Source organism: Enterobacter cloacae complex sp. IR53041, from assembly GCF_049238285.1.
GTDB classification, from domain to species: Bacteria; Pseudomonadota; Gammaproteobacteria; order Enterobacterales; family Enterobacteriaceae; genus Enterobacter; species Enterobacter roggenkampii.
This window is the reverse complement of sequence record NZ_JBMKHB010000003.1, coordinates 1-24206: the sequence shown is the minus strand read 5'-3', so window position 1 is coordinate 24206 and position 24206 is coordinate 1. Positions and strand designations below refer to the sequence as shown.

At 57.5% G+C, this 24206-nt stretch carries 25 protein-coding genes and 1 pseudogene; 13 read left to right on the top strand and 13 right to left on the bottom strand.

Annotated features, from left to right (window positions below):
- The first annotated feature begins 85 nt into the window (after positions 1-85).
- The 6 genes from hpaB to yjiA all read left to right on the top strand — a co-directional run bounded on the left by hpaB (position 86) and on the right by yjiA (position 6882).
- Positions 86-1648, top strand: coding sequence for a 4-hydroxyphenylacetate 3-monooxygenase, oxygenase component (gene hpaB / locus ACOTXF_RS02950; RefSeq protein WP_232926674.1), 1563 nt, complete (start codon positions 86-88; stop codon positions 1646-1648).
- 17 nt (positions 1649-1665) lie between these two features.
- Positions 1666-2178, top strand: coding sequence for a 4-hydroxyphenylacetate 3-monooxygenase reductase subunit (locus tag ACOTXF_RS02945; RefSeq protein ID WP_044597195.1), 513 nt, complete (start codon positions 1666-1668; stop codon positions 2176-2178).
- Positions 2179-2355: 177 nt separating this feature from the next.
- A complete protein-coding gene (locus tag ACOTXF_RS02940) occupies positions 2356-3273 on the top strand; it encodes a helix-turn-helix transcriptional regulator (RefSeq protein ID WP_008501309.1) in 918 nt (305 codons plus the stop codon).
- A gap of 191 nt (positions 3274-3464) precedes the next feature.
- On the top strand, positions 3465-5618 hold the full coding sequence (locus ACOTXF_RS02935; protein WP_008501310.1) for a carbon starvation CstA family protein: 2154 nt from the start codon (positions 3465-3467) through the stop codon (positions 5616-5618).
- A 96-nt stretch (positions 5619-5714) separates the two neighbouring features.
- A complete protein-coding gene (locus ACOTXF_RS02930; RefSeq protein ID WP_003856610.1) occupies positions 5715-5918 on the top strand; it encodes a YbdD/YjiX family protein in 204 nt (67 codons plus the stop codon).
- 10 nt (positions 5919-5928) lie between these two features.
- Positions 5929-6882 carry a GTPase gene (gene yjiA / locus ACOTXF_RS02925; protein ID WP_048962267.1) on the top strand — a complete coding sequence of 318 codons (954 nt, stop codon included), beginning with the start codon at positions 5929-5931 and terminating at the stop codon, positions 6880-6882.
- Between the two features lie 69 nt (positions 6883-6951).
- Here yjiA and ACOTXF_RS02920 read toward each other — a convergent pair whose 3' ends face one another.
- Positions 6952-8310 carry an esterase-like activity of phytase family protein gene (locus tag ACOTXF_RS02920; protein ID WP_048962266.1) on the bottom strand — a complete coding sequence of 453 codons (1359 nt, stop codon included), beginning with the start codon at positions 8308-8310 and terminating at the stop codon, positions 6952-6954.
- Between the two features lie 411 nt (positions 8311-8721).
- On the opposite strand from ACOTXF_RS02920, the gene ACOTXF_RS02915 reads away from it, so the two are divergent.
- A complete protein-coding gene (locus ACOTXF_RS02915) occupies positions 8722-9267 on the top strand; it encodes a YfaZ family outer membrane protein (protein WP_047746519.1) in 546 nt (181 codons plus the stop codon).
- Positions 9267-9587, top strand: coding sequence for a hypothetical protein (locus ACOTXF_RS02910; protein WP_008501314.1), 321 nt, complete (start codon positions 9267-9269; stop codon positions 9585-9587). The genes ACOTXF_RS02915 and ACOTXF_RS02910 overlap by 1 nt, the downstream gene beginning before the upstream one ends.
- 44 nt (positions 9588-9631) lie before the next feature.
- On the opposite strand, the gene ACOTXF_RS02905 is transcribed toward ACOTXF_RS02910, so the two are convergent.
- A complete protein-coding gene (locus tag ACOTXF_RS02905) occupies positions 9632-11002 on the bottom strand; it encodes an NAD-dependent succinate-semialdehyde dehydrogenase (RefSeq protein ID WP_048962265.1) in 1371 nt (456 codons plus the stop codon).
- 151 nt (positions 11003-11153) lie between these two features.
- Between ACOTXF_RS02905 and ACOTXF_RS02900 the strand changes: the two genes are divergently transcribed.
- Entirely contained in the window at positions 11154-11897 is a 744-nt protein-coding gene (locus ACOTXF_RS02900) for a helix-turn-helix transcriptional regulator (protein WP_046092376.1), read from the top strand.
- Between the two features lie 47 nt (positions 11898-11944).
- Complete coding sequence (locus tag ACOTXF_RS02895) at positions 11945-12583, top strand: LysE family translocator (RefSeq protein ID WP_048962264.1); 639 nt, start codon at positions 11945-11947, stop codon at positions 12581-12583.
- A gap of 30 nt (positions 12584-12613) precedes the next feature.
- Here the strand turns inward: ACOTXF_RS02895 and ACOTXF_RS02890 are convergent, their stop codons facing one another.
- Positions 12614-12916 (bottom strand): BrnA antitoxin family protein, encoded by a 303-nt coding sequence (locus tag ACOTXF_RS02890; protein ID WP_023293359.1) that lies wholly within the window; start codon positions 12914-12916, stop codon positions 12614-12616.
- Positions 12903-13190: a BrnT family toxin gene (locus ACOTXF_RS02885; RefSeq protein ID WP_025912099.1), complete on the bottom strand. Its 288-nt coding sequence runs from the start codon at positions 13188-13190 to the stop codon at positions 12903-12905. The genes ACOTXF_RS02890 and ACOTXF_RS02885 overlap by 14 nt, the downstream gene beginning before the upstream one ends.
- Before the next feature lie 169 nt (positions 13191-13359).
- Here ACOTXF_RS02885 and ACOTXF_RS02880 point away from each other — a divergent pair, with 169 nt between their 5' ends.
- Positions 13360-14631: a DUF445 domain-containing protein gene (locus ACOTXF_RS02880; RefSeq protein ID WP_025912097.1), complete on the top strand. Its 1272-nt coding sequence runs from the start codon at positions 13360-13362 to the stop codon at positions 14629-14631.
- Here the strand turns inward: ACOTXF_RS02880 and ACOTXF_RS02875 are convergent.
- The 7 genes and pseudogenes from ACOTXF_RS02875 to ACOTXF_RS02845 form a co-directional block, all read right to left on the bottom strand.
- A complete protein-coding gene (locus ACOTXF_RS02875; RefSeq protein ID WP_047746527.1) occupies positions 14628-15704 on the bottom strand; it encodes a DUF2955 domain-containing protein in 1077 nt (358 codons plus the stop codon). The two genes, ACOTXF_RS02880 and ACOTXF_RS02875, sit on opposite strands and share 4 nt — an antisense overlap.
- Positions 15694-16761 (bottom strand): HlyD family secretion protein, encoded by a 1068-nt coding sequence (locus ACOTXF_RS02870; RefSeq protein ID WP_025912094.1) that lies wholly within the window; start codon positions 16759-16761, stop codon positions 15694-15696. The genes ACOTXF_RS02875 and ACOTXF_RS02870 overlap by 11 nt, the downstream gene beginning before the upstream one ends.
- The gene (locus ACOTXF_RS02865) at positions 16758-17228 is read right to left on the bottom strand and encodes a MarR family winged helix-turn-helix transcriptional regulator (protein ID WP_047746530.1); all 471 of its coding nucleotides are present in this window, start codon (positions 17226-17228) and stop codon (positions 16758-16760) included. Before ACOTXF_RS02865 ends, ACOTXF_RS02870 begins: the two co-directional genes overlap by 4 nt.
- A gap of 146 nt (positions 17229-17374) precedes the next feature.
- Positions 17375-18070: an ArsR/SmtB family transcription factor gene (locus ACOTXF_RS02860; protein ID WP_045371542.1), complete on the bottom strand. Its 696-nt coding sequence runs from the start codon at positions 18068-18070 to the stop codon at positions 17375-17377.
- Positions 18063-18179, bottom strand: a pseudogene (locus ACOTXF_RS02855) (amino acid-binding protein); the annotation flags it as partial. The pseudogene ACOTXF_RS02855 and the gene ACOTXF_RS02860, both read right to left, overlap by 8 nt.
- The gene (locus ACOTXF_RS02850) at positions 18158-18487 is read right to left on the bottom strand and encodes an antibiotic biosynthesis monooxygenase family protein (protein ID WP_008501327.1); all 330 of its coding nucleotides are present in this window, start codon (positions 18485-18487) and stop codon (positions 18158-18160) included. The pseudogene ACOTXF_RS02855 and the gene ACOTXF_RS02850, both read right to left, overlap by 22 nt.
- A 151-nt stretch (positions 18488-18638) precedes the next feature.
- Positions 18639-20054 carry an aldehyde dehydrogenase family protein gene (locus ACOTXF_RS02845; protein WP_047746534.1) on the bottom strand — a complete coding sequence of 472 codons (1416 nt, stop codon included), beginning with the start codon at positions 20052-20054 and terminating at the stop codon, positions 18639-18641.
- Between the two features lie 100 nt (positions 20055-20154).
- Here ACOTXF_RS02845 and ACOTXF_RS02840 point away from each other — a divergent pair, with 100 nt between their 5' ends.
- Entirely contained in the window at positions 20155-21057 is a 903-nt protein-coding gene (locus ACOTXF_RS02840; RefSeq protein ID WP_047746535.1) for a LysR family transcriptional regulator, read from the top strand.
- Here the strand turns inward: ACOTXF_RS02840 and ACOTXF_RS02835 are convergent.
- On the bottom strand, positions 21044-21523 hold the full coding sequence (locus ACOTXF_RS02835) for a carboxymuconolactone decarboxylase family protein (RefSeq protein WP_008501331.1): 480 nt from the start codon (positions 21521-21523) through the stop codon (positions 21044-21046). The two genes, ACOTXF_RS02840 and ACOTXF_RS02835, sit on opposite strands and share 14 nt — an antisense overlap.
- A gap of 101 nt (positions 21524-21624) precedes the next feature.
- Between ACOTXF_RS02835 and ACOTXF_RS02830 the strand changes: the two genes are divergently transcribed.
- On the top strand, positions 21625-23028 hold the full coding sequence (locus ACOTXF_RS02830; protein WP_047746537.1) for a PLP-dependent aminotransferase family protein: 1404 nt from the start codon (positions 21625-21627) through the stop codon (positions 23026-23028).
- A gap of 7 nt (positions 23029-23035) precedes the next feature.
- On the opposite strand, the gene ACOTXF_RS02825 is transcribed toward ACOTXF_RS02830, so the two are convergent.
- The gene (locus tag ACOTXF_RS02825) at positions 23036-23932 is read right to left on the bottom strand and encodes a CBS domain-containing protein (protein ID WP_234115168.1); all 897 of its coding nucleotides are present in this window, start codon (positions 23930-23932) and stop codon (positions 23036-23038) included.
- Between the last annotated feature and the right edge of the window lie 274 nt (positions 23933-24206).

The window sequence follows — 24206 nt, the reverse complement described above, 5'->3', positions numbered from 1 at the left end:
CTTCACGTTACGCCCCTCTCAGGCTTCAATTAAACAACAAAAACAAAACATAAATTTAACAACACAATTCCGATACGAGGTCCCTATGAAGCATGAAGAGTTCCGCGCAGACGCCAAACGCCCGTTAACCGGTGAAGAGTATTTAAAAAGCCTGCAGGACGGGCGTGAGATTTACATCTACGGCGAGCGCGTCAAAGACGTCACCACCCATCCGGCGTTTCGCAATGCGGCGGCCTCCATCGCGCAGATGTACGACGCGCTGCACAAGCCGGACATGCAGGACACGCTGTGCTGGGGCACCGACACCGGCAGCGGCGGCTATACCCATAAGTTCTTCCGCGTGGCGAAAAGCGCCGACGACCTGCGCCAGCAGCGCGACGCCATCGCCGAGTGGTCGCGCCTGAGCTACGGCTGGATGGGCCGCACGCCGGACTACAAAGCCGCGTTCGGCTGCGCGCTGGGCGCCAACCCGGCCTTCTACGGCCAGTTCGAGCAGAACGCCCGGAACTGGTACACCCGTATTCAGGAAACCGGCCTGTACTTCAACCACGCCATCGTTAACCCGCCGATCGACCGCCACAAGCCGGCGGACGAGGTAAAAGACGTCTACATCAAGCTGGAGAAAGAGACCGACGCCGGGATTATCGTCAGCGGCGCGAAAGTGGTGGCCACCAACTCCGCCCTGACCCACTACAACATGATCGGCTTCGGTTCCGCGCAGGTGATGGGCGAAAACCCAGACTTCGCGCTGATGTTCGTCGCGCCGATGGAGGCCGAGGGCGTGAAGCTGATCTCCCGCGCCTCCTACGAGATGGTGGCAGGCGCAACCGGCTCCCCTTACGACTACCCGCTCTCCAGCCGCTTTGACGAGAACGACGCCATTCTGGTAATGGATCACGTGCTGATCCCGTGGGAAAACGTGCTGATCTACCGCGATTTCGACCTCTGCCGCCGCTGGACGATGGAAGGCGGCTTTGCGCGAATGTACCCGCTGCAGGCCTGCGTGCGCCTGGCGGTGAAGCTCGACTTCATCACCGCCCTGCTGAAGAAATCCCTGGAGTGTACCGGCACCCTGGAGTTCCGCGGCGTGCAGGCGGATCTCGGCGAAGTGGTGGCCTGGCGCAACATGTTCTGGGCGCTGAGCGACTCCATGTGCTCCGAAGCCACCCCGTGGGTCAACGGTGCGTATCTGCCGGATCACGCGGCGTTGCAGACCTACCGCGTGATGGCCCCGATGGCCTACGCCAAGATCAAGAACATCATCGAGCGTAACGTCACCTCCGGGCTGATCTACCTCCCGTCCAGCGCGCGGGACCTGAACAACCCGCAGATCGACCAGTATCTGGCGAAATACGTGCGCGGCTCCAACGGCATGGACCACGTCGAACGCATCAAGATTTTGAAGCTGATGTGGGACGCCATCGGCAGCGAGTTTGGCGGCCGTCACGAGCTGTACGAAATTAACTACTCCGGCAGTCAGGATGAAATTCGCCTGCAGTGTCTGCGCCAGGCGCAGAGCTCCGGCAATATGGACAAGATGATGGCGATGGTCGACCGCTGCATGTCCGAATACGACCAACACGGCTGGACGGTGCCGCACCTGCACAACAACAGCGATATCAACATGCTGGACAAGCTGCTGAAATAGCGCAGCGGGAGGTTGCAATGCATTCAGATGAACAACGCCTGCGTTTTCGCGACGCAATGAGTAGCCTGTCGGCGGCGGTTAACGTGGTCACCACCGAGGGCGAGGCGGGCCGCTGCGGCATCACCGCCACCGCCGTCTGCTCGGTCACGGACACCCCGCCGTCGGTCATGGTATGCATCAACGCCAACAGCGCCATGAACCCGGTATTCCAGGGCAACGGCAGGCTGTGCGTTAACGTGCTGAACCACGAGCAGGAGATCATGGCGCGCCATTTCGCCGGGATGACCGGTATGACGATGGAAGAGCGCTTTGCCCTCTCCTGCTGGCAGAAAGGGCCGCTGGCGCAGCCGGTACTCAAGGGCGCGCTGGCCAGCCTTGAAGGCGAAATAAGCCAGGTGCAAACCATCGGCACGCATCTGGTTTATCTGGTTGAAATTAAAAACATCATTCTGAGTGACGCGGGCCACGGCCTGATCTACTTCAGGCGCCGCTTCCACCCGGTCATGCTGGAGACGGAAGTCGCCGTGTGACCCCCCTCGCGCTGGCCTTTTTTCCGGCCAGCGCCGCTTTCTGCAAAAACTCCTAAGGTTTCCGCTAAATCACGCCGTTATATACCCATAAGAGAAATTTTCTGTGCCTGAATACTGACGCCGCCTGTCAGTGCACCCGCATCATTCAGCGCATACCTATATATACAGGATGACCTTATGGCTAAAACGACGCGGAGCCGCTCGGCTGAACGTCTGGTCGATATTCTCCTTGAGCTACATTTAAACGGTGTGGTAAACCGCGGTGCGCTAATGGAGAAATTTAAAATTACCGAACGCACCGTCTACCGGGATTTAAATGCCCTCTCGCCCATTGTTGAACATACCGGTAACGGTCTATATCGGCTGATTCATTCCGCACAATCGCCGGGTGGGCAAGGATTGCATCACACTCTGGCTAACTTTCTGAATGCCGACAGCTTTTTCCCTGAAAGAAATATGGAATTCTGGCAAAAGCTTGAAACGCGCGTAGACGAAAACCATATTCTTATTCTTGGCAATGAAGCGGAACATACGGTAGAACGCGATATTCGCCGTCATTTAACGAAAATCGAGAAATCGATTAAAAACCATAATGTTTGCCAGATCGTTTATAAGGGTAAAACCCGCCTGATTAATCCCTATAAACTCATTAACAAAAAAAATATATGGTATTTACAAGCCACCGAAAATAGCCGGCTGAAATCCTTCTCATTGAGCCAGATTAGCTGGTTTGATATTCAGAAAACGACCTTCACTCCCGAAGAAAATGTTCTTGAGCTGCTGGAGAAAAGCCTCGATCCCTGGGTGTCCGAAGATACTTTCGCGGTGAAAATATTCATCAAAGATAATATTTCACATTACTTCCTGCGCCGGGATCTTCTGCCGGAACAGGAGCTGCTGGAGGAGCAGCAGGACGGCGTCACGCTGCGCTGCCAGGCGGCTCACGAGAACCAGATCCTGCCGCTGCTGTTCTACTGGCTCCCCCATATTCAGATCCTGGAACCGAGCTGGCTGAAGGAGAAACTCATCAGGACGCTGGAGAGCTATCTGGCCGTAGAGCGCAACCCGAATAATCAAGTGATCTCAATCACATAATTTCGCCCTCTGGCGGCGCGCCGAAACCGCTCGTCGCCGCCTTTGACCGCTCACCCGGCACTTTCAACCACTCATTCATTTACCGTCCTTTACGCGCGCGGGGATCTGGCACGATCGCTCCAGCATTAATCAATACCTCCTCACAACGAACCCTGACCCTTTTTTCTTTACATAAAAAACCAGGTCTTACTATGGATACTAAAAAACTACTGAAGCACGTGCCCTGGGCCTTACTCGGGATCCTCGGTGCTTTCTGTCTGGCGGTTGTCGCATTACGCCGGGGCGAACACGTCAGCGCCCTGTGGATCGTGGTCGCGTCGGTTTCCGTCTACCTTGTGGCTTATCGCTACTACAGCTTATACATCGCGCAGAAGGTCATGAAGCTCGACCCGACGCGTGCCACCCCGGCGGTCATTAACAATGACGGCCTGAACTACGTGCCTACCAACCGCTACGTGCTGTTTGGTCACCACTTTGCCGCCATCGCAGGCGCTGGCCCGCTGGTCGGCCCGGTACTGGCCGCGCAGATGGGCTACCTGCCGGGTACGCTCTGGCTGCTGGCGGGCGTGGTGCTGGCGGGTGCGGTGCAGGACTTTATGGTGCTGTTTATCTCCTCGCGCCGTAACGGTTCGTCGCTGGGTGAGATGATCAAAGAAGAGATGGGCCGCGTGCCGGGCACCATCGCCCTCTTTGGCTGCTTCCTGATCATGATCATCATCCTTGCGGTGCTGGCGCTGATCGTGGTGAAAGCGCTGGCCGAAAGTCCGTGGGGCGTCTTCACCGTCTGCTCTACCGTACCGATTGCGCTGTTCATGGGCATCTACATGCGCTTCCTGCGCCCTGGCCGCGTTGGCGAGGTCTCGGTGATCGGTATCGTGCTGCTGGTCGCCTCCATCTACTTCGGCGGCGTGATTGCGCACGACCCGTACTGGGGCCCGGCGCTGACCTTTAAAGACACCACCATCACCTTCGCGCTGATCGGTTACGCATTCGTTTCTGCCCTGCTGCCGGTGTGGCTGATTCTGGCTCCGCGCGACTACCTGGCGACCTTCCTGAAAATCGGCGTGATCGTCGGGCTGGCCATCGGGATTGTGATCATCAACCCTGAGCTGAAAATGCCGGCGGTAACCCAGTACATTGACGGCACCGGTCCGCTGTGGAAAGGCGCCCTGTTCCCGTTCCTGTTTATCACTATCGCCTGCGGTGCCGTGTCTGGCTTCCACGCGCTGATCTCCTCCGGCACCACGCCGAAGCTGATGGCCAATGAAACCGACGCGCGCTTCATCGGTTACGGCGCAATGCTCATGGAGTCCTTCGTGGCGATCATGGCGCTGGTTGCGGCGTCGATTATCGAGCCTGGCCTGTACTTCGCGATGAACACGCCACCAGCGGGTCTGGGCATCACCATGCCTAACCTGCATGAGATGGGCGGCGAAAATACCGCGCTGATCATGGCGCAGCTGAAAGAGGCCAGCGCACACGCGGCGGCGACCGTCAGCTCCTGGGGCTTTGTGATTTCGCCTGAGCAGATCATGCAGACCGCGAAAGACATCGGCGAACCGTCCGTGCTGAACCGCGCAGGTGGTGCACCGACGCTGGCGGTAGGTATCGCACACGTGTTCCACAAAGTGCTGCCGTGGGCGGACATGGGCTTCTGGTACCACTTCGGTATTCTGTTCGAAGCGCTGTTCATCCTCACCGCGCTGGATGCCGGTACCCGTGCGGGCCGCTTCATGCTGCAGGATCTGCTGGGTAACTTCGTGCCGTTCCTGAAGAAAACCGACTCTCTGGTGGCGGGCGTACTCGGCACCGCGGGCTGCGTAGGCCTGTGGGGTTACCTGCTGTATCAGGGCGTGGTTGACCCACTCGGCGGCGTGAAGAGCCTGTGGCCGCTGTTCGGTATCTCTAACCAGATGCTGGCGGCCGTGGCCCTGGTGCTGGGCACCGTGGTCCTCGTGAAGATGAAACGTACCAAATACATCTGGGTTACCGTGGTGCCTGCGCTGTGGCTGCTGCTCTGCACCACCTGGGCGCTGGGTCTGAAGCTGTTCAGCACCAACCCGCAGCTGGAAGGCTTCTTCTTCATGGCTAACCAGTACAAAGAGAAGATTGCCGCAGGCGGCGCGGATTTAACCGCGCAGCAGATTGCCAACATGAACCATATCGTGGTGAACAACTACACCAACGCGGGTCTGAGCATTCTGTTCCTGGTGGTGGTGTACAGCATCATCTTCTACGGCATCAAAACCTGGATGAAAGTGCGCAACATCGATGGCCGCACGGATAAAGAAACCCCGTACGTGCCGGTACCGGAAGGCGGCGTGAAGACCTCTTCACACCACTAAAACAATGGCGGGCGGCGCTGCGCTGACCCGCCCTACAACGGTACTGTAGGCCCGGATCGCTGCGCGCCACCGGGCTTTTTCTTATCAGGACACGTTATGTTTGGTAACTTAGGCGAAGCAAAAAAATACCTCGGTCAGGCGGCGAAAATGCTGATTGGCATCCCGGACTATGACAACTACGTTGAGCACATGAAGACCAACCATCCGGATAAGCCGTACATGACCTACACCGAATTCTTCCGCGAGCGTCAGGAAGCGCGCTACGGCGGAAGTGGAGAAGGCGGCGTCCGCTGCTGCTAAAGGAGAGACCATGACCCCGATTGCCGTTACCCTGCTGACCGGTTTCCTCGGCGCCGGTAAAACCACCCTGCTGCGCCACATCCTGAACGAGCAGCACGGCTTCAAAATCGCCGTCATCGAAAACGAATTTGGCGAAGTCTCCGTAGACGACCAGCTGATTGGCGATCGCGCCACGCAGATCAAAACCCTGACTAACGGCTGCATCTGCTGCACCCGCTCTAACGAGCTGGAAGACGCCCTGCTGGACCTGCTCGACAGCCGCGACCGCGGCGACATCGACTTTGACCGCCTGGTGATCGAGTGCACCGGCATGGCCGACCCCGGCCCGATTATTCAGACCTTTTTCTCTCACGAGATCCTTTGCCAGCGCTACCTGCTGGACGGCGTCATTGCCCTGGTCGATGCGGTCCACGCCGACGATCAGATGAACCAGTTCACCATCGCCCAGTCTCAGGTGGGCTACGCCGACCGCATCCTGCTGACCAAAACCGACGTGGCGGGCGAAAGCGTTAAGCTTCGCGAGCGCCTGACGCGCATCAACTCCCGCGCGCCGATTTATACGGTGACGCACGGCGATATCGACCTGTCTCAGCTGTTCAACACCAACGGCTTTATGCTGGAAGAGAACGTCACCGCAAAACCGCGCTTCCACTTTATGTCCGACAAGCAAAACGACGTGGCGTCGATTGTGGTGGAGCTGGATTACCCGGTGGACATCAGCGAGGTCTCCCGCGTGATGGAGAACCTGCTGCTGTCGTTTGCCGACAGGCTGCTGCGCTACAAAGGCATGCTGTGGATTGACGGCGAGCCGAACCGCCTGCTGTTCCAGGGCGTGCAGCGCCTGTACAGCGCCGACTGGGACCGACCGTGGGGCGATGAAGCGCCGCACAGCGTGATGGTGTTTATTGGCATCCAGCTGCCGGAGGAGGAAATTCGGGCGGCGTTTGCGAGTCTGAAGAAATAGCCTCCCCGCTTAACTATGCGCTCCGAACAATCCCCCTCTCCCCTGTGGGGAGAGGGGTGAGCGGTAAACTTATTTCAACGCCTCCGGCAGCGTCACAATCCACAGCTCGCTGTCGGACTCCGGCTTCTTCAGCGGCTTCACGCTGAGCGTGGTTTCCACCGGTTTATCATCCAGCGTCAGCTTGCCTTCCGCGTTCACCCGGTAATCCTTAAGCTTCTTACCCTCGACCGGGTTTTGCATCGCGACCTTCACGCCAAAGTCGTTATCGTTCGCCACCGCAAGCGTTTTGCTGTCGATCAGCGCCAGTCCTTCAGCCTTCTCCTGCTGCCAGCCCAGCGCGCGGAGATCGACCACCTGCGTTTTTGACGCAAGGGTAATGCCGCGCTGCGCCAGGGTTTTCTCATCATCAAACTCCGGATACTCGCCCGGCTTGTCAAAGGCGGAAAGATCGCTCGCCTTACTGAGATCCACCTTGTAAATCAGGTTACGCATTCCGTCGTTTTTATCGCTTCCCTGCTCAATCAGCAGGATGTGCTGATTATCGAGCGCCACGATGTCGCCGATTTTGGCGTCGCTGTTTTTGTCGTAGGCCGCGCTGTCGATAGGGTAACCGTACATCGCGGTTTTGCCGGTCGCCGGGTCAAAGCTCACCAGACGGGTGAACAGCGCCTGCTTTTTGCTCTTACCGTCGATGTCCAGCGTGCTCTGCACCGCGGCGATAATCCGCCCGTCCGGCATCCGGGTCAGGCCTTCAAAGCCCCGGTTGGGCTGGCGCCATTTGATGATGTTTGGCAGACCGCCCGCGATGGATTTTTCCCCTTCCGCGGCCTGCGGCCCGTGGATCGCGAGGATCTTGCCTTTGCTGTCGACGTTAATCAGGAACGGGCCGTACTCGTCGCACAGCCAGTAGCCGCCTTTGCCGTCCGGCGTGATGCCTTCCGTATCCAGTCCGCGGTTGTCACCCTTGAGCGTCTTTAAGGTATCGCTGAACGCCACTTCATTGGTGGAACCAATCACGCCGCTTTGCAGCGGCAGACCGTTAATCTCGCCTTTATCGTCATGCAGCGGGCGGGCATCCGTTGCCTCTGCTTTGCCGTTCTGAACGCGGATGGTCATCAGCAGCGGCGCGAAATCTGGCGTGACAAATATTTTGGCTTCGTTTTTACCCATTTTTGGCGCATCGGCGTTGGGACCGCGATCGGTCACGGTCGCAAACGTCAGGGCATCGCCCTGCTTGCCCGTAAACAGCAGACCAGAGCCAATCCCCACCGGGAGCCCGTTCGGGAACGCATCGGCAAACGCGCCGCTGTATTTCACATGGGAGCCCTCGGGGAAGCTGACGACATAGCGCTCAGCGGTAGGCTGTGCCGCCAGGCCAGAGAAAGAGAGCGCACAACCGATAAGCACAGGAATAATTTTTCTTTTCATATTGTTAGCATCCAGTAAGTGAAGCCAACAACGTAAAGAATAAACGTGTCAGAAAAATGACATAGAAAGGCAACCGGCGTGCGCGGGTGAACGTATATTCATTGCCCGGAAATGTAAGGTTGTGTTGTATTGTGTGTCATCTGAAATACTTTTGGAAATTATTAGAAACTCAATTAATTCGCCTCTAATCACTATCCCTTCCTCGTTCAGTTTATGTTTAGTCAAAAAATTAAACGATGCCTAAACGTCCGAACATCACGCGTTGACACCTCGACAATCAAACATAGATGCAACATTTCAAATAAAAAAGTTAACAATATCAGCATAAAACAGCGACCTTCATCACATTTGCAGTCATAAACATCGCTTGTTAAGGTGCCCCCAGATGAATTTAATGACGAGGCATAAAACATGAAAAAACTGAATATCCTTCTTCTTTCTGCTCTGACCGCCCTCTCGGGTTCCGCTCTGGCAATGGGTGGCAGCATTGAGCAGGGTAAAAACTTTACCAACCTCAACCTCGAAATGGGGAAATCCTCATCCGGCCTGTATGCCGAAAGCAACTGGCTTAAAAACACCGATGACGGTACCCAGACCGGCGGCGTGGGCGCAGGCTACAACCTGGAAGTAGGCCCGGTGATGCTGAATGCGGGTGCCAAAGCCATCTACATCGGCCCGAAAAAAGGCGATAACGGCGTGGCGTTCCCGATCGGCGGCGGCGTAAACGTTGCCCTGACCGACAGCATCCACGTGTACGGTGAAGGCTACGTTGCGCCAGAAGGGCTGAACAACAGCGTGAAAAACTACGTGGAAGCCAACGGTGGGGTAAGCTGGACGCCAATCGCGCCGGTGACCCTGAAAGTGGGCTACCGCCACGTGAGCGTTGATGGTAAAGACGGTCGTCCGAACCACACGCTGATTGACGGCGCATATGTAGGCGGTGGAGTCACCTTCTGATGAAACACCGCATGACCGCGCTTTGCGTTCTGAGCCTCACGCTGATGCTCACCGGCTGCGTCCAGTACAAATGGGTGAAACCGGGCGTCAGCGACGCGGAAATGAATAAAAAGCTCACGGAATGCGAAGCGCAGGCACTGATCGATCTTCCCCCGGATAACGTGGTGACCGGTTCGAGCTCGGAAAAAACGGACAAATCGAAAAAGAAAAAGGATATTTCCACGAGCTACACGGTTGAAGATGCGAATGAATATCGCCGGGATACGCTGGTTGACAGCTGCATGTTCAAAAGCGGCTGGGACAAGATCGAAGTGCAATAATCCCCTTAAAAAACCTGCCGGCTGGCAGGTTTTTTTATGACCTCTTACTGACGCACCACCACCAGCTTCTGGTTCACAAACTCTTTGACCCCCAGATCCGACAGCTCGCGTCCGTAACCGGAGCGCTTCACGCCGCCGAACGGCAGCTCTGGCGCGGTATCGGTAAGCCAGTTGATGTACACCATCCCGGTCTCGATCCGTGACGCCATTTTCTTCGCACGCTCGATATCCTGACTGAATACCGCCCCGCCCAGGCCGTAGTGGGAGTCGTTCGCCAGCGCGACCGCCTCGTCGTCGTTTTTCACCACGTACATCTGCGCTACCGGGCCGAAGAACTCTTCGAAGTACGCCGGGTTGTCGCGCGAGATATTCGTCAGGATCGTCGGTTCGAAGAAGCTCCCCTCACGCTGCACCGGCTTGCCGCCATAGTGCAGCGTCGCGCCGTTTTTCACCGCCTCGTTGACCTGTTTGGTCAACGTTTCTAGCGCATCTTTCGACGACAGCGGCCCCAGCGTAGTACTTTCGTCCAGCGGGTCGCCAATCTTCACCTGCTTAAACGCCTCGGTGAATTTGCTCAGGAAGGCATCCGCGATCTTTTCATGCAGGATAAAGCGCTTCGCCGCGGTACAGACCTGCCCGGCGTTGTTGAGACGCGCATTCACGCCAGTCTTGACGGCTTTGTCCAGGTCCGCGTCGTCCAGCACCACGAAGACGTCGTTACCGCCCAGCTCCAGCGTAGATTTCTTAATGTGCTTCGCCGCCTGTGCGGCCACCACACTACCGGCTTTTTCGGAGCCGGTTAATGCGGCACCCTGCACGCGATCGTCGGCAATGATGTTCGCCACCTGCTCGGACGAGATAAACAGGTTGGTCCATGCACCTTCCGGCGCGCCCGCCTCGCGGACCAGATGGGCAAAGGTCTCAGCGCAGTGCGGCACGATGCTGGCATGCTTGGCGATCACCGGGTTGCCCGCCGCCAGGTTTGGTGCCAGGACGCGCATCAGTTGGTAATACGGGAAGTTCCACGGCTCAACGGCCATCAGCACGCCGATGGGGTGGTGCTCCACCCACGCTTCCCCGAGTTCGGATTGATACTTCACCGGGGCCAGGAACTGCTTCGCGTTGTCGGCGTAGTAGCGGGCGATCTGCGCGCACAGCTTCACCTCGCCGCGGCTCTGTTCGATGAGCTTGCCCATCTCCTGACTGGCAATTTTCGCCAGCTCCTCGGTGCGCTCGTCGATCAGGTCGGCAAGCTTATGCAGCACCGGCAGGCGCTGATTGATGTCGCCTTTCGCCCAGTCCGAATGGTAAAGCGCATCGGCCGCCTTCAGCGCCGCTTCGATATCCGCGTCGGTATGCGAGGGGTATTCTTTGATGAGCTGGTTAGTGGCAGGATTTACTGTCTGATAAGCCATGTCGAATCTCCTTATTTTACCGCTTAGGGTATTAAGGGTAGTCAACATGACTGGCTGTGGACGTAAAGTTGGGTATATCCGGAAGGTTCTTAATGAAGCGCTGCCAGACGGTTCGCTGACGTGGTATAAAAAACGTCCAGAAGGAGTTCATATGACCGATACCCGACACATCCGGCAGACTTTTCACCGCGCCTCAGGCCTTGAGTTGCGCAGCACGTGGCAGAGCACGCAGGCGTACAAACGCCACAGTCACCCTCAGCTCTCTATCGGCGCGATTATGGAAGGCCAGACCTGCTGCATTTGTCATGACAAAGAATACATCCTTAACCCCGGGGACCTCATTGTGATCCCGGCCTCTGCGCCGCACAGCTGCAACCCCGTCGCCGGGCAACCGCGCAGCTACCATATGCTCTATATCGACACCGATATTCCTCAGGCGTTACAGGTGATTCGCGACCCTGCGCTGTTTAAGCGCTACCTGGATATTGTTGAGGCGATGTCGCCTGTATCCGTGGACACGCTGCTTTCAGCCCTGCCCCGCTGCGTGACAAACGCCGACGCGCTTCGCTCAACCAGCCAGCACGTGCGGCAGGCGTTTCTTGCCGACCTGGCCGCACCGCCTTCGCTTGACGAACTTGCCCAGCGATTCTCGCTGCGCAAGGAGACGCTGATCCGCACCTTCCGGCAGGATACCGGCCTGACGCCGGGCAGCTTCCTCAACATCTCCCGCGTGGAGTTCGCCAAAGCGCGACTGCGTGCCGGGGACGACATCGCCGACGTTGGCTACCAGAGCGGGTTTGCCGACCAGAGCCATTTTCATAAGACCTTCGTCAGCTATACCGCCGCCACGCCGCGCCAGTACGCGACGGGCCGATCAATATCTGACAATAAATAACGTTGGCATCACCGTAGCCTGACCTCAGATTGTTAACCGAGGTTGCTATGGAACTGTTCTTCCCTTCTGCTTTTCTCGCCCTGGCGCTGGCGCATTTTGTCGCCCTGTTAAGCCCGGGGCCGGACTTCTTCCTGCTGGTGGGCTACGCGGCGCGCTACCGACTGCGCGGCAGCGCCGGATTGTGCGTCGGCATCGCCGCGGGTAACGCGCTTTATATTGTTCCGGTGATTATCGGCTGGAGCGCGCTGCGCCAGTTTGCCTGGCTGTTTACGCTGATAGAGCTTTGCGGGGCGCTGTACCTGCTGTGGATCGGCTCGCATCTGGTGCGAAGCCAACCGCAGGCGATGAGGCTGCATGAAACCCATCAGCGCTGCCCCTCGCTGCGTAAGCAGATCCTGCTGGGGCTCGGCTCGGCGCTGCTTAACCCGAAGAATGCGCTGTTCTATCTGGCGCTGATGACGGCGCTACTGGGGCCGGACGTGACGCTGCTTCAGCAGGCAACCTGCGGCGTCTGGATGGTGACGGTGGTGCTGGCGTGGGATCTGGCGCTGGTGACGCTGATGGGTTTGCCCGCGGTCCAGCAGAAGCTCAGCCGTGCGCTGTGGCTGATAGAGCGCACGGCGGGGGTGGTGCTGATGGGGTTTGGCGGGTGGGTGATGTGGCGGCTGCTGGAAAATATACGCTGAGATAGCGGGCAGCCAAACGCTGCCCGCTATTTATTTTTTGTTTTGATCGCGCAGCATTGCTTCACGCAAAATGGCATTGAGCCGCGTCTGATAACCTTTCCCAGGCCGTTTAAGCCACTCCATCACATCGGCGTCAATGCGTACAGATGCCTGAGTTTTGAGTGGTCGATAGAACTTCCCTCGCACCGCCCCTGACCACTGTTCATCGTCCGTGGCAGGAATATCGCTGTAATCAATCTCCGCATCTGGTTTTTCAGCTAATGCTTTGAGCTCAGCCACACGACGAGCGCTTACCTCAGGCGCACTACCTCGTTTATGTTTAACGATGCTCATAACGGCTCCTCTCTTTACGGTCCGCCTTTCGTGCGCTAATGATACGGATGATTTCTCCTCCGCTTTCAAAACGTACCGTATGTGCGACCAAAATAACAAGAAGGCCTTGCACAAGGCCGATGGTTTGCCAGCGAAATTCACCGTTTTCATAGCGATCCTGAACAGACAAATGATAAGGATCGTCGAAAACCATAACCGCATCCTCAAAGCGTATGCCATGTTTTTGCAGGTTACTTTTCGCCTTATTGCTATCCCACTCATACTCCGTTGGCATAGTGTACCCTTCCCTGATTGTATATACAAAAAAGCATATACAAATTACGCAAGGATTTAACCAAATATGCAAAAGATGAGTTTAATTCCGGAAGGCAGGTTCCAGAAGCGGGAATGACATAACGTTCCCTGCTTTGCACATTCCCCTCGTATCCCTCTATCCTTAACCCATGGAAAAAATAGCTGAACTCAAACGCGCCAAGCTGCTGGCGCTGTCGCTGCTGCTGGTTGCCGCCGCGGCCTTTATCACCACCCTGTTCCTGCCGCAGACCTTTTGGGTGCGCGGCGTCAAGGCCATTGCCGAGGCGGCAATGGTCGGCGCGCTGGCGGACTGGTTTGCGGTGGTCGCGCTTTTCCGCCGGGTGCCGATTCCCTTTATCTCCCGCCATACGGCGATCATCCCGCGCAATAAAGACCGGATCGGCGACAATCTCGGCCAGTTCGTGCAGGAGAAGTTTCTGGATACCCAGTCGCTGGTGGCGTTGATCCGCCGCTATGAGCCCGCACAGATGATTGGCGCCTGGTTCAGCAAGCCCGACAACGCCCAGCGCGTCGGGCTGCATCTGATGCAGGTGATGAGCGGTTTTCTCGAACTCACCGACGACGGGCGCATTCAGCGCCTGCTCAAACGCGCGGTGCATAAGGCCATCGACAAGGTCGACTTCACCGAAACCAGCGCCGTGATGCTGGAGAGCATGACCAAAAACAACCGACACCAGGTGCTGCTGGACGCCATCATCAACCGCCTGATTACCCTGATTCAGCGGGAAAGCACGCGAGAGTTTATCTCTGACCAGATCGTCCACTGGCTGAAGACCGAGCACCCGCGCAAGGCGATGGTGCTGCCCACCGAGTGGCTGGGCGATCAAAGCGCGGAGATGGTATCGAACGCGGTCAACACGCTGCTGGACGATATCAGCCACGACCGCACGCACCAGATCCGCCAGGCGTTTGACCGCGCCACGCTGAAGCTTATCGACAACCTGAAAAACGATCCGGAGATGGCGGCAAAAGCCGACAACATTAAGCACTACCTGAAAAACGACGAGGCGTTTAACCGCTATCTGGGGGAGATGTGGGCCGACCTGCGCCAGTGGCTGAAGGCGGATATGCAGAGTGAGGACTCGCGCGTGAAGCAGCGCATCGCCAACGCCGGGCTGTGGTTTGGCGAAACGCTGACAAACGACGCCAGCCTGCGGGCATCTCTGAACGAGCATCTGGAGCAGGCGGCGCACCGCCTCGCGCCGGATTTTGCCGCGTTCCTGACGCGCCACATCAGCGACACGGTCAAAAGCTGGGACGCCAAAGACATGTCCCGCCAGATTGAACTGAACATTGGTAAAGATCTGCAGTTCATCCGCGTCAACGGCACCCTGGTGGGCGGGACAATTGGCCTGATCCTGTTTTTACTCTCGCAGCTGCCTGCCGTGCTGGGACATTAATCCGCTTTGGGCGGCGCGATGACGTAGCGCGTTGCCTCGAAGCGGTTGAGGATCAGGTGCATCAGAAAGACCATCGTCAGCGTCGCCACCAGCGAAAAGGTAACGGAGGTGATGCGGTACAGATCGCTGAACACCAGGTCGGTATCCGGGTGCATGTTCTGCCCGAACATTATCCCGATGGTGGTGATGCTGGAGAAGCCTACGCCCGCCCCGACCTTCTCCATTACGTGCAGCCGCGCGCCAAACGCCAGCCCAAGGCCGATCAGCGGCATCATCAACAGCATATGGCTGCTGTGATCGTAGAGGATCAGCTGCACCACCAGAATATAGAGGCAACCCAGCACCACGCCGACCACGCGCCAGATGGAGCTCATCACCGCGCCGCGATAGTGCATCGGGAACAGGATCAAAATCCCTGCCATCAGCGCCGAAAGCGAATCGCTTAAGTCGCTAACCTGAAACACGACGAATATCAGCGTCGCGACGGTGCCGGAGAGCAGCGACTCGTGGCGCACGCGGGCGTCGTCTTTCTCAATCAGCGGCGGCGGCTTGCGGGGCTCCACGTCCGGCAGGAGGTAGTTCATCAGCGCGCTCAGGCACACCGCCATCACGCTGGCTTCGATGTTCGAGAACAAAAGCGTATGCCAGTTGGTGGTGGGGTAGCTCATAAAGTTGAGCATCACGCTCTGGCACACCACGCCCATGGACCCGAACAAAAACAGCGGCCCTTTACTCATAAAGCGAAAACGCATCACGTAGAGGGCGAAGACCACCAGCGTCATGATCGCCGGCCATTGCGACAGATAGCCGATGATAATCACCATTTCGACGCAGTTAAGCGATGCGCTGAAGATAAACTGCTTCGCCACGTGGCGGTTAAACACCGGCACCAGCGACAGCAGCATGATCGGGTAGACCACGAAAAACACGCCGTAGCGGGTGTTGTAGAAGCTCGAGATGCTCAGCGCAATCATCCCGGCAAAGACGATGCGCAGGGTCTGGCGAAAGTCGTTTGCCGTGTAGACGATGTTACCGTGCGGAGTAAAGACCCGCGCCAGGGTACTAATAGACATAGTGAAGCAGGCTCACCAGGTGGATCTGCATCCCGGAGAAGAAGCGCGCAAACGGCCCTTCGCTGTTGTAGAGCTGTACGGTCGCGCGGGCGCCGGTCGGCAGATGCTTCGGCAGCGGCTCGTCCAGCGAGACGTGAATGCGCATGCGCTGGGCATCGCGTACCCAGCGGTTGGAGGTTTCCGGCTCGGAGAGCTGGCCATTAACGGCCTCCTGACCTGCCAGGATCCCCGCGTCGCTGCTGGTGACGTGGGCGCGGAAAACGTGTCCCGGGAAGGCGTCAAACACCACGGCCGCATCGGTGCCCTGATGGGTATGGCGCAGACTCTTCTCACGGAAATCGGCCACGATATCGGTCTGGTTGTTTACCAGCGCCAGCGCGGCCGAACCGGAGGAAGCGTAGAAGCCCGGGCTCAGCTGCAGGTTACTGACCGTGCCGTCCGCCTGGGCGTAGACCTTCGTCCAGCCGAGGTTCAGCTCAGCGTCATCCAGCGCGTTGCGGTATTTTTGCAGCGTCACGTTGCGGTGTTCTTCGCGCTCACCACGCTGGATGCGCAGGTTGCGGATGTTGGCCTGAATCGTGCTGACGGACTGCTCGCTGCTCTGCCAGGTGGTGCGAACCTTATCCAGATCCGCCTGCGAGACGTTCTGCAGGGTGCTCAGCTTCTGGTAGCGATCAAAGGTCACTTTGTCGTTACGCGCGGTCAGCACGGCGGTTTTCAGGCTGGCCTGCGCGGCAGCGATCTGCGCATCCAGCTGTTCGTTGGACAGGCGTGCCTGCTCGAGCGCGATTTGCGCCGCTTCCACCTTATTGCGAAACGGCGTGTCGTCGAGTTCAAACAGCAGATCGCCTTTCTTCACCTGGCTGTTGTTATGGACATGTACCGCCGCCACGTAGCCGGAGACGCGCGGAGACACCGGCGTCACCACGCGCATCACGGTGGAGTCCGGCGTCAGCGGGATCCAGATATCCGCGACGATAAAGTAGACAAACATCAGCAGGAAAGAGGCAATACTCACCCTTACCCAGCGGGCAAACTTTTGTTCAGGGGTCATTATTTTTCGGTCTTGTTATCTTCTTCGCGGATTGTCCGCAAATTGCAGGCGATTTGATTCAACGTGGCGCTGAAAATGTCGAGATGTTCCGGCGCGATGTTTTGCGATACGCGCGCCTGATACGTCTCAATCACCTGAGTGAGCCTTTTTAATATGGCTTTTCCCTCAGGCGTCAGCGTCAGAAGCCGGATGCGCTTGTCATAAGGCGATGTGGCGCGCAGCAGGTAACCCTGTTTTTCCAGCTGTGTGAGGGTGCGCATCAGCGGCGGCAGTTCAATGCCCTGCACCTCCGCAAGCTCACTCATTGAGACGTTATCCCCGAGCTGATGAAGCTGCATCATCACCGTCCAGCTCGACTGGGTTAACCCGGTATCGAGAATGGCGTCGTCGATGACGGCACGCCACTGGCGCACGATCATCGCCATCCGCATGCCCATCGGCCTGCGGCAGAACAGTTCTTCTTCACTCATGGGGAAACCTCTCGTCACACGCGGTCAAGATAATAGTTATCAGGGTAACTATCAAGAAACGAGAAGTTAAAGCGCAGGAATTGCGAAAGGTGTTACTGGAGGCAATGTACACGTAGGCCCGGTAAGCGCAGCGACACCGGGCATTTTTAGCGGCTAAAAAGTCTTTTTACAGCGGCCTTTCCCGACGCCGTCACCACCACCTCCCGGTACCCCGCCACCCGCTGGATCCAGCCTTTACTTTCCAGATGGTCGAGCAGCAACGCACCGGCTTCTCCGCCCAGGTGAAACCGTCGCTCGCTCCAGTCCAGGCAGGCGCAGCAGGCCTTCCGGCGCGGATGCGCGCTTAACGGAATACCGAGCGCCAGGAACTGCTCCCGGCCATAGAGTGTCATCGCTGAACCGTCAGCCTCCAGCCAGCCTTCCGCCTGCATGAAATCATAGATCTGCACCGCCACGACGCCTGCGAGGTGGTCGTAGCAGGTCCGGGCTTCACGCATGGCTTTCGGCGCGCTGGTTTCCGGCGGGGTAATGCGGCTCCACGAAAGCCCCATCATCTGTTCCACCAGCGCCGCCACGTCGTGCCCGGCAAGACGATAATAACGATGCCGCCCTTGCGACAGGCAGGTAATCAGCTGCCCTTCAACCAGCCGGGCAAGATGCCCGCTGGCGGTCGACGGCGCAACGTCTGCCGCCGCGCTCAGTTCAGTGGCCGTCCACGCCCGCCCGTCCATTAGCGCACAGAGCATCTTCACGCGCGACGGATCGGCCATGGCAGCCGCCACCGCGGCAATCGCCTTTTCCAGCATCGCGCTGTTATCGGAGGGTAAACTCGTCTTAAGCATGGGCCGCCCAGGGTTCGGTGATCTCTGCGGCCAGCTTATCATCATCCGTCAGCAGAATAAGGTGATTCGCATGGTCGCTGTACTGAGTCAGGATAGACACGCCGCGTGCCCTCCGGTTTCGGAACTGTATTCCCGCACCAGCTGCGCCACCCGAATACGGTAGAAAGAAAAAATCGACGCCCGCCCTTCGGCCTGCGCCGCCTGATGAAAGACGTTCTGCTTCCAGCGGCGGACGGCCTCTTCATCCCGCCACCAGGAAAGAGAGAGGATTTTGCCGTCGGTCGTCAGGCTCTGGAACCGTTCGATATCAATAAAGCCGTCGATGTCGGCCAGTAAAGGCTTAAGCTCTGCGGCAAGCTGAAGATAGCGCGCCTGATGGGCAGGCGCGGCTTTGGCTTCGAAAAGAACTGCGATCATGGTTTTCTCTCCGTTGTGATGTTGGGGAGAGAATGCAGGAGGGAAAAGCACAATGCTTCGGCAAAGAGCGAAGCGTTGTGCCGGATGGCGCTGCGCTTATCCGGCCTACGGCTCATGTAGGCCCGGTAAGCGCAGCGCCACCGGGCGGGTTTTAGCCCACCATCGACCTCGGCTCCATAAACGCCCGAATTCCCCACTCGCCCATCTCGCGCCCCACGCCGGAGTGTTTGAAGCCACCAAATGGCGCTTTCGGTTCATGAGCCAGGGTGTTCACCAGCACGCGACCGGAAACAATCTGCTGTGCCACGCGTCGCGCGCGGTCCACATCGCCGCCCAGCACCATCGCGCTCAGGCCGTATTCTGTGTCGTTGGCAATGGCGATCGCCTCCGCCTCGTCACGATAGGGGATCACGCACAGCACCGGGCCGAAAATCTCGTCACGGGCAATCGTCATCCGGTTGTTCACGTCGGCAAATAGCGTCGGACGCACAAACCAGCCGTCCCGCGTGCCTTCCGGTCGCCCTTCGCCGCCCGCCAGCAGGCGCGCCCCTTCTTCGATTCCTTTGCGGATATAGCCCTGCACCCGCAGCCACTGCTTCTCGCTGACCATCGGGCCGACGTCTGTCGCACTGTTGCGCGGGTCGCCGGATTTCACCGCCGCCACGGCCTGCGCCAGCGCGGTTTCGATCTCCACCTTGCGCGAGTGAGGCACCAGAATGCGCGTTCCGGCCACGCACGCCTGTCCGCTGTTCATAAACCCGGCCTGGATCACCAGCGGGATCGCCTGCGCGAGATCCACATCATCCAGCAGGATCGTCGGCGATTTACCGCCCAACTCCAGCGTCACGCGCTTAAAACTCTCTGCCGCGTTGCGCAGGATCGCCTTGCCGGTATTCGTGGAACCGGTGAACGAGATTTTCGCGACGTCCGGATGGCGGCTGAGGGTTTCGCCCACCGTCTCGCCGCGTCCGGTGACGATGTTAAACACGCCCGGCGGCAGCGCGGCGTCGCGCAGCGCTTCGGTGACAATCTGCGTTTGCAGGGCGCTCATTTCGCTCGGCTTGATGACCGCCGTGCAGCCCGCCGCCAGAGCGGCCGCCAGTTTGCCGCAGATAAACCCCGCATCGCTGTTCCACGGCGTAATCAACCCGGCCACGCCGAGCGGCGTCATCTGCACCGTTGCGGCACCTGCTGGGGTGACAAACTCAAACACCTCAAGCGCCTCGATGGCCTGAGCAATCACCTCTGCCGGATAGCTTGCCATCCACGCCGAGCGCGAGGCGGGCGCGCCGTACTCTTCAATGACCGCTTCCAGCAGATCGTCGTGACGGGCGGCCACGGCGGCGTGCATGCGCTTCAGCGCGGCGATGCGTTCCTGCTTTGTGGTCCGGGACCACGCCGGAAACGCCGCTTTTGCCGCCGCGATAGCGCGTTCAGCGTCAACCTCATCCGCCAGGCGAACCTGACCCATAACCTGCGCCGTCGCCGGGTTGTACAAATCAAACCACTCGGTACCGTGCGGGGTAACAAATTCGCCGTTAATAAAGATCTGTTCGATGGTGTGCATATAAACCTCCTCAGGCTGTGTGAGACCAGTCTGTCACGGCTTCTCCGTTGCGATAATCCACGCTATGCTGCAAGCGTTGTTTCGATTTTCAGGATAATCTATGCATCGTTCAGGCCTGACAGAGCTGGAAGTGGTGATGGCGGTGGTGCGGCGCGGCAGCTTTCGCGGTGCGGCGCAGGAGCTGGGGATGTCCGCCACGGCGGTCAGCAACGCCATCGCCGGGCTGGAGAGCCGCCTTGAGACGCGACTTTTCAACCGCACGACCCGCAGCGTGGCGCTCACCGACGCCGGGCAGCGCTACGTGGCGCGTATCGGCCCGGCGCTGCAGGAGATCCGTCTCGCCGGGGAGGAGATCCACAGCGACACCGGGGAACCCGCCGGCACGCTGCGCCTCAACGTGCCGAACCATATCGGCACGCTGTTTCTGGACCAGCTGCTGATCGACTTCATGATCCGCTACCCGAAAATGCGCGTGGAAACGGTGAGCGAAGCGAGGATGATCGACATCGTCGCCGAAGGCTATGACGCGGGGATCCGCCTCGAAGAGTCCGTTCCGCAGGACATGATCGCCGTGCCGCTGACCGGTGAGATCCGCCAGCTCGTCACCGCCACGCCGGACTATTTCGCCCGTCACGGCATACCCGAGACGCCGGACGATCTGCTTTCACATCATGGGATCGGCATGCGTATGGCCCACGGCGGGATCTACCGCTGGGAGCTGGCACGTCGGGGTGAAACGTACGCGCTTGCCGTGCCGCCGCGCTTTGCTACGTCCGATCTTTTTGCCTCGATCCGCGCCGTAAAAGCGGGGTTAGGGGTGGGATTTTTACCGGAACTCTATATTCAGGACGAGCTGAAAAGCGGGGAGCTGGTGAGCGTCTTAAACGACTGGGCGCAGCCGTTTGCCGGGCTGCGCCTGTACTACCCTGGCCATCGCCACGTCCCGCCGGGACTGCGGGCGCTGGTGGCGATGATCCGCGAGCGCGGGATTATTCCAGGTTAGCCTTATTCAGCCCGTACGCCGCGTCCAGCGAGCCCGGCGCCATGCGGGAGGTGATCCCCAGACGGTTCCAGGCGTTGATCGCCACGATGGCGAAGTTCAGCTCTGAAATCTCCACGTCGGAGAAATGTTCCGCCACGCTGCGGTAGAGCGCATCGCTGACACCGTGAACGCCAATCTGGGTCAGCGCTTCGGTGAACGCCAGCGCCGCTTTTTCACGGGCGCTGAACAGCGGGGACTCGCGCCAGGCCGCCAGATGATACAGGCGCAGCTCGCGCTCGCCGGCGATTTTCGCCTCTTTTGAGTGCATATCCAGACAGAACGTACAGCCGTTCAGCTGCGACACGCGAATGTCGATCAGGTGCTTCAGCGCCGGATCGATGGAGGTTTTTGCCACCTCCATGCTCAGGGCAGACAGCGCGTTGGCGAGGGCAGGTGTAGCTTTATGGTGGTTAACGCGAGTGCTCATGGTCTTTCCTCTTTTTGTGCGGCATGTGCCGTGCGATGAGGCAAATCTACGCCGTTCATGACATAGTAAAAAGATACAAAAAGCATGAAACGAGGTAGGACATGAGGCCGGGCTATCACGAGATTTATTCCCGCTACCGCGACAATATCATGCGCGGCGTGCTGAAGCCGGGCGATAAGGTACCTGCCATCCGCGTGCTGGCGGAAGAGCTGAAGGTGGCGCGTAAAACCGTCGAAACGGCGTATGCCATTCTGACGGGTGAAGGGTATCTGGTGAGCCAGGGCGCGCGCGGCACGTGGGTTAACCCGGACCTCCTGCTGCCGGACAAGCATGCCCCGGCGGAGCAGCCCACCGGTACGCTTCCGGCCTCGCTCATCAGCCAGCGCGAGCGGGCGGGGTTTCTGCGCCCCGGCATCCCCGCCCTCGACAGCTTCCCGTATAAAAAGTGGCTGCTGCTGGCGGGCCAGGCGACGCGGGCCATGCGTCAGGAGGAGATGCTCAACCCGCCCGTTCTGGGCTGGTATCCGCTGCGCCAGGCCATTGCACGCTACCTCAACATCTCACGCGGGCTCTCCTGCACCGCCGAGCAGGTGCTGATCACCAGCGGCTACAGCGGCAGCCTGCGGCTGATCCTCGACACCCTCGCCAGCCGCAGCGACAAGGTGGTGTTTGAGGATCCGGGTTATTTTATGGGCCAGCAGCTGCTCAAGCGGATCGTGCCGCGCCTGCACACGGTGCCGGTCGATCGCTGCGGCATCGACACGGACTACCTGCTCCGCCACCATCGCGGCGCCCGTTTTGCCATCGTCACCCCGTCGCACCAGAGCCCGCTGGCGGTCACGCTCTCGCTGCCGCGCAAGCAGCAGCTGCTCGACTGGGCCAGCCAGAACGAGGCGTGGATTATCGAAGATGATTACGACGGAGAGTTTCACTATACGCGCAAGGTGCTGCCGTCGCTGAAAAGCCTCGACCAGCGCGATCGGGTGATTTTTATGGGCTCCTTCAGTAAAACCATTATGCCGTCGCTGCGCATGGGCTACGTGGTGATGCCCGCCAGCACCGTCGGGGCCTTTACCGACTGCGCGGACATCACCACCAGCGGCCAGCCGGTGCTGACGCAAAAGATCCTCACCGCGTTTCTCAACGAAGGGCATTTTTTCCGTCACCTGAAAAAGATGCGCGCGCTGTATCAGACCCGCCGCGACTGGATGATTGCCGCCCTGCAGGAGGTATATGGCGATCTGTTTTTCACCGAGCAAAACGACGGCGGGATGCATATCGTGGCGTTCCTGACCAAAGGAAGCCGTGACCGGGAAATCGCGCGCTGCTGGCAGGAACAGCAGCTGCAGGTCAATGCGCTCTCGGAGTGGTATCGCGGGTCGGGCAAACGCTACGGGCTGGTGATGGGCTATAACAACGTGCGTTCGTATCAGGAGGCAATACAGCTTCTAAAACGGCCCTATTCAGAAACAATCACAATAATAGAAAATCATCTTGAACCTTAGTATTTCTTTAAGATACTTTGATCGAAACAAGCATATCATCTTTAAATTGCTCGGCTTTTTTTCGGTAGTCTTCTTCTAATTTTGCATCGGACAATGTCAGGAAGGTTCTTGAAAAAGATAATGTATGTACAAAATCTTCCCATTCTAGACCTGAGATGATTGAATTTTGGCTATGTGCAATTTCATTACGTATTTTCTCAATGAATTTCATAAAGCTATCAAATTTACTTTTACTGCTAAATTTAAATATCGAAAGAAATTCACTATTGTTCCTAAGAATAGATTTCTTATCACAAAACTGGATGCAATCCAGTAATGATATTGAGTCATTGAGACCTTTTCTTTCCTCGAAAATACTATGCGCACCATCCATTCTTTTTGAGTTAACATATTGCTGCCATTGATTTTCTGGAAAATAATAAGTTATCCAGAAATTGAGGTGCATTTCTACCAACGAAATAACACCAAAAAAATACGTTCGCGGCAAGGGTTTATTCAGGTCTGCACGAGTGATTATTGCCACAATTTTATCATCGTTTGTAACATACTTAAAAAGATCATCTTTTAAAATTTCAAGAAGCTCTACAAGAGATATTTTATCATCAATGCATGATGTTTTTTCTATTCTACTAATATAATCATAAACTTTTCCTTGCTTTAGTTTTTCTCTTTCAACCTGACCTATAATTTCACCTTTTTCACTGACTACGGCGGTAATGTCAAAGTCTCTTTGCGTAAGAGCATAATGCGCATCAGATGCATCATCGCTACCTTTACAGCATAGAATCGGTTCGCAAATAAGGCTCACAGAAATTTTTTTAAGAAAAATACTGTTGATGGATTCGAAGCGGGTACCATTACGTCTATAACCAGTTAAAGGAGACATCCAAAGTTGTGCGCCCATTATTCACCTTTCATTAGAACAAAAAAAATTGGGCTGAGAATAACGCCCTACGCAGTATCCACGATGTAATAATAAAAGAAGCCGATTGGTTTGTACAAAGTATCAATCGAAGAGATGCCGACATTGATAGCTAACCATCGCCGGGTGGCGGCTTCGCCTTACCCGGCCTACTCGATCCCGTAGGCCCGGTAAGCGTAGGGTATGAACCGGAAACATGGGTAACACTTTAGACCGGATACATGGGTAACAGTTATAACTGGCATAGAAGAGGAGA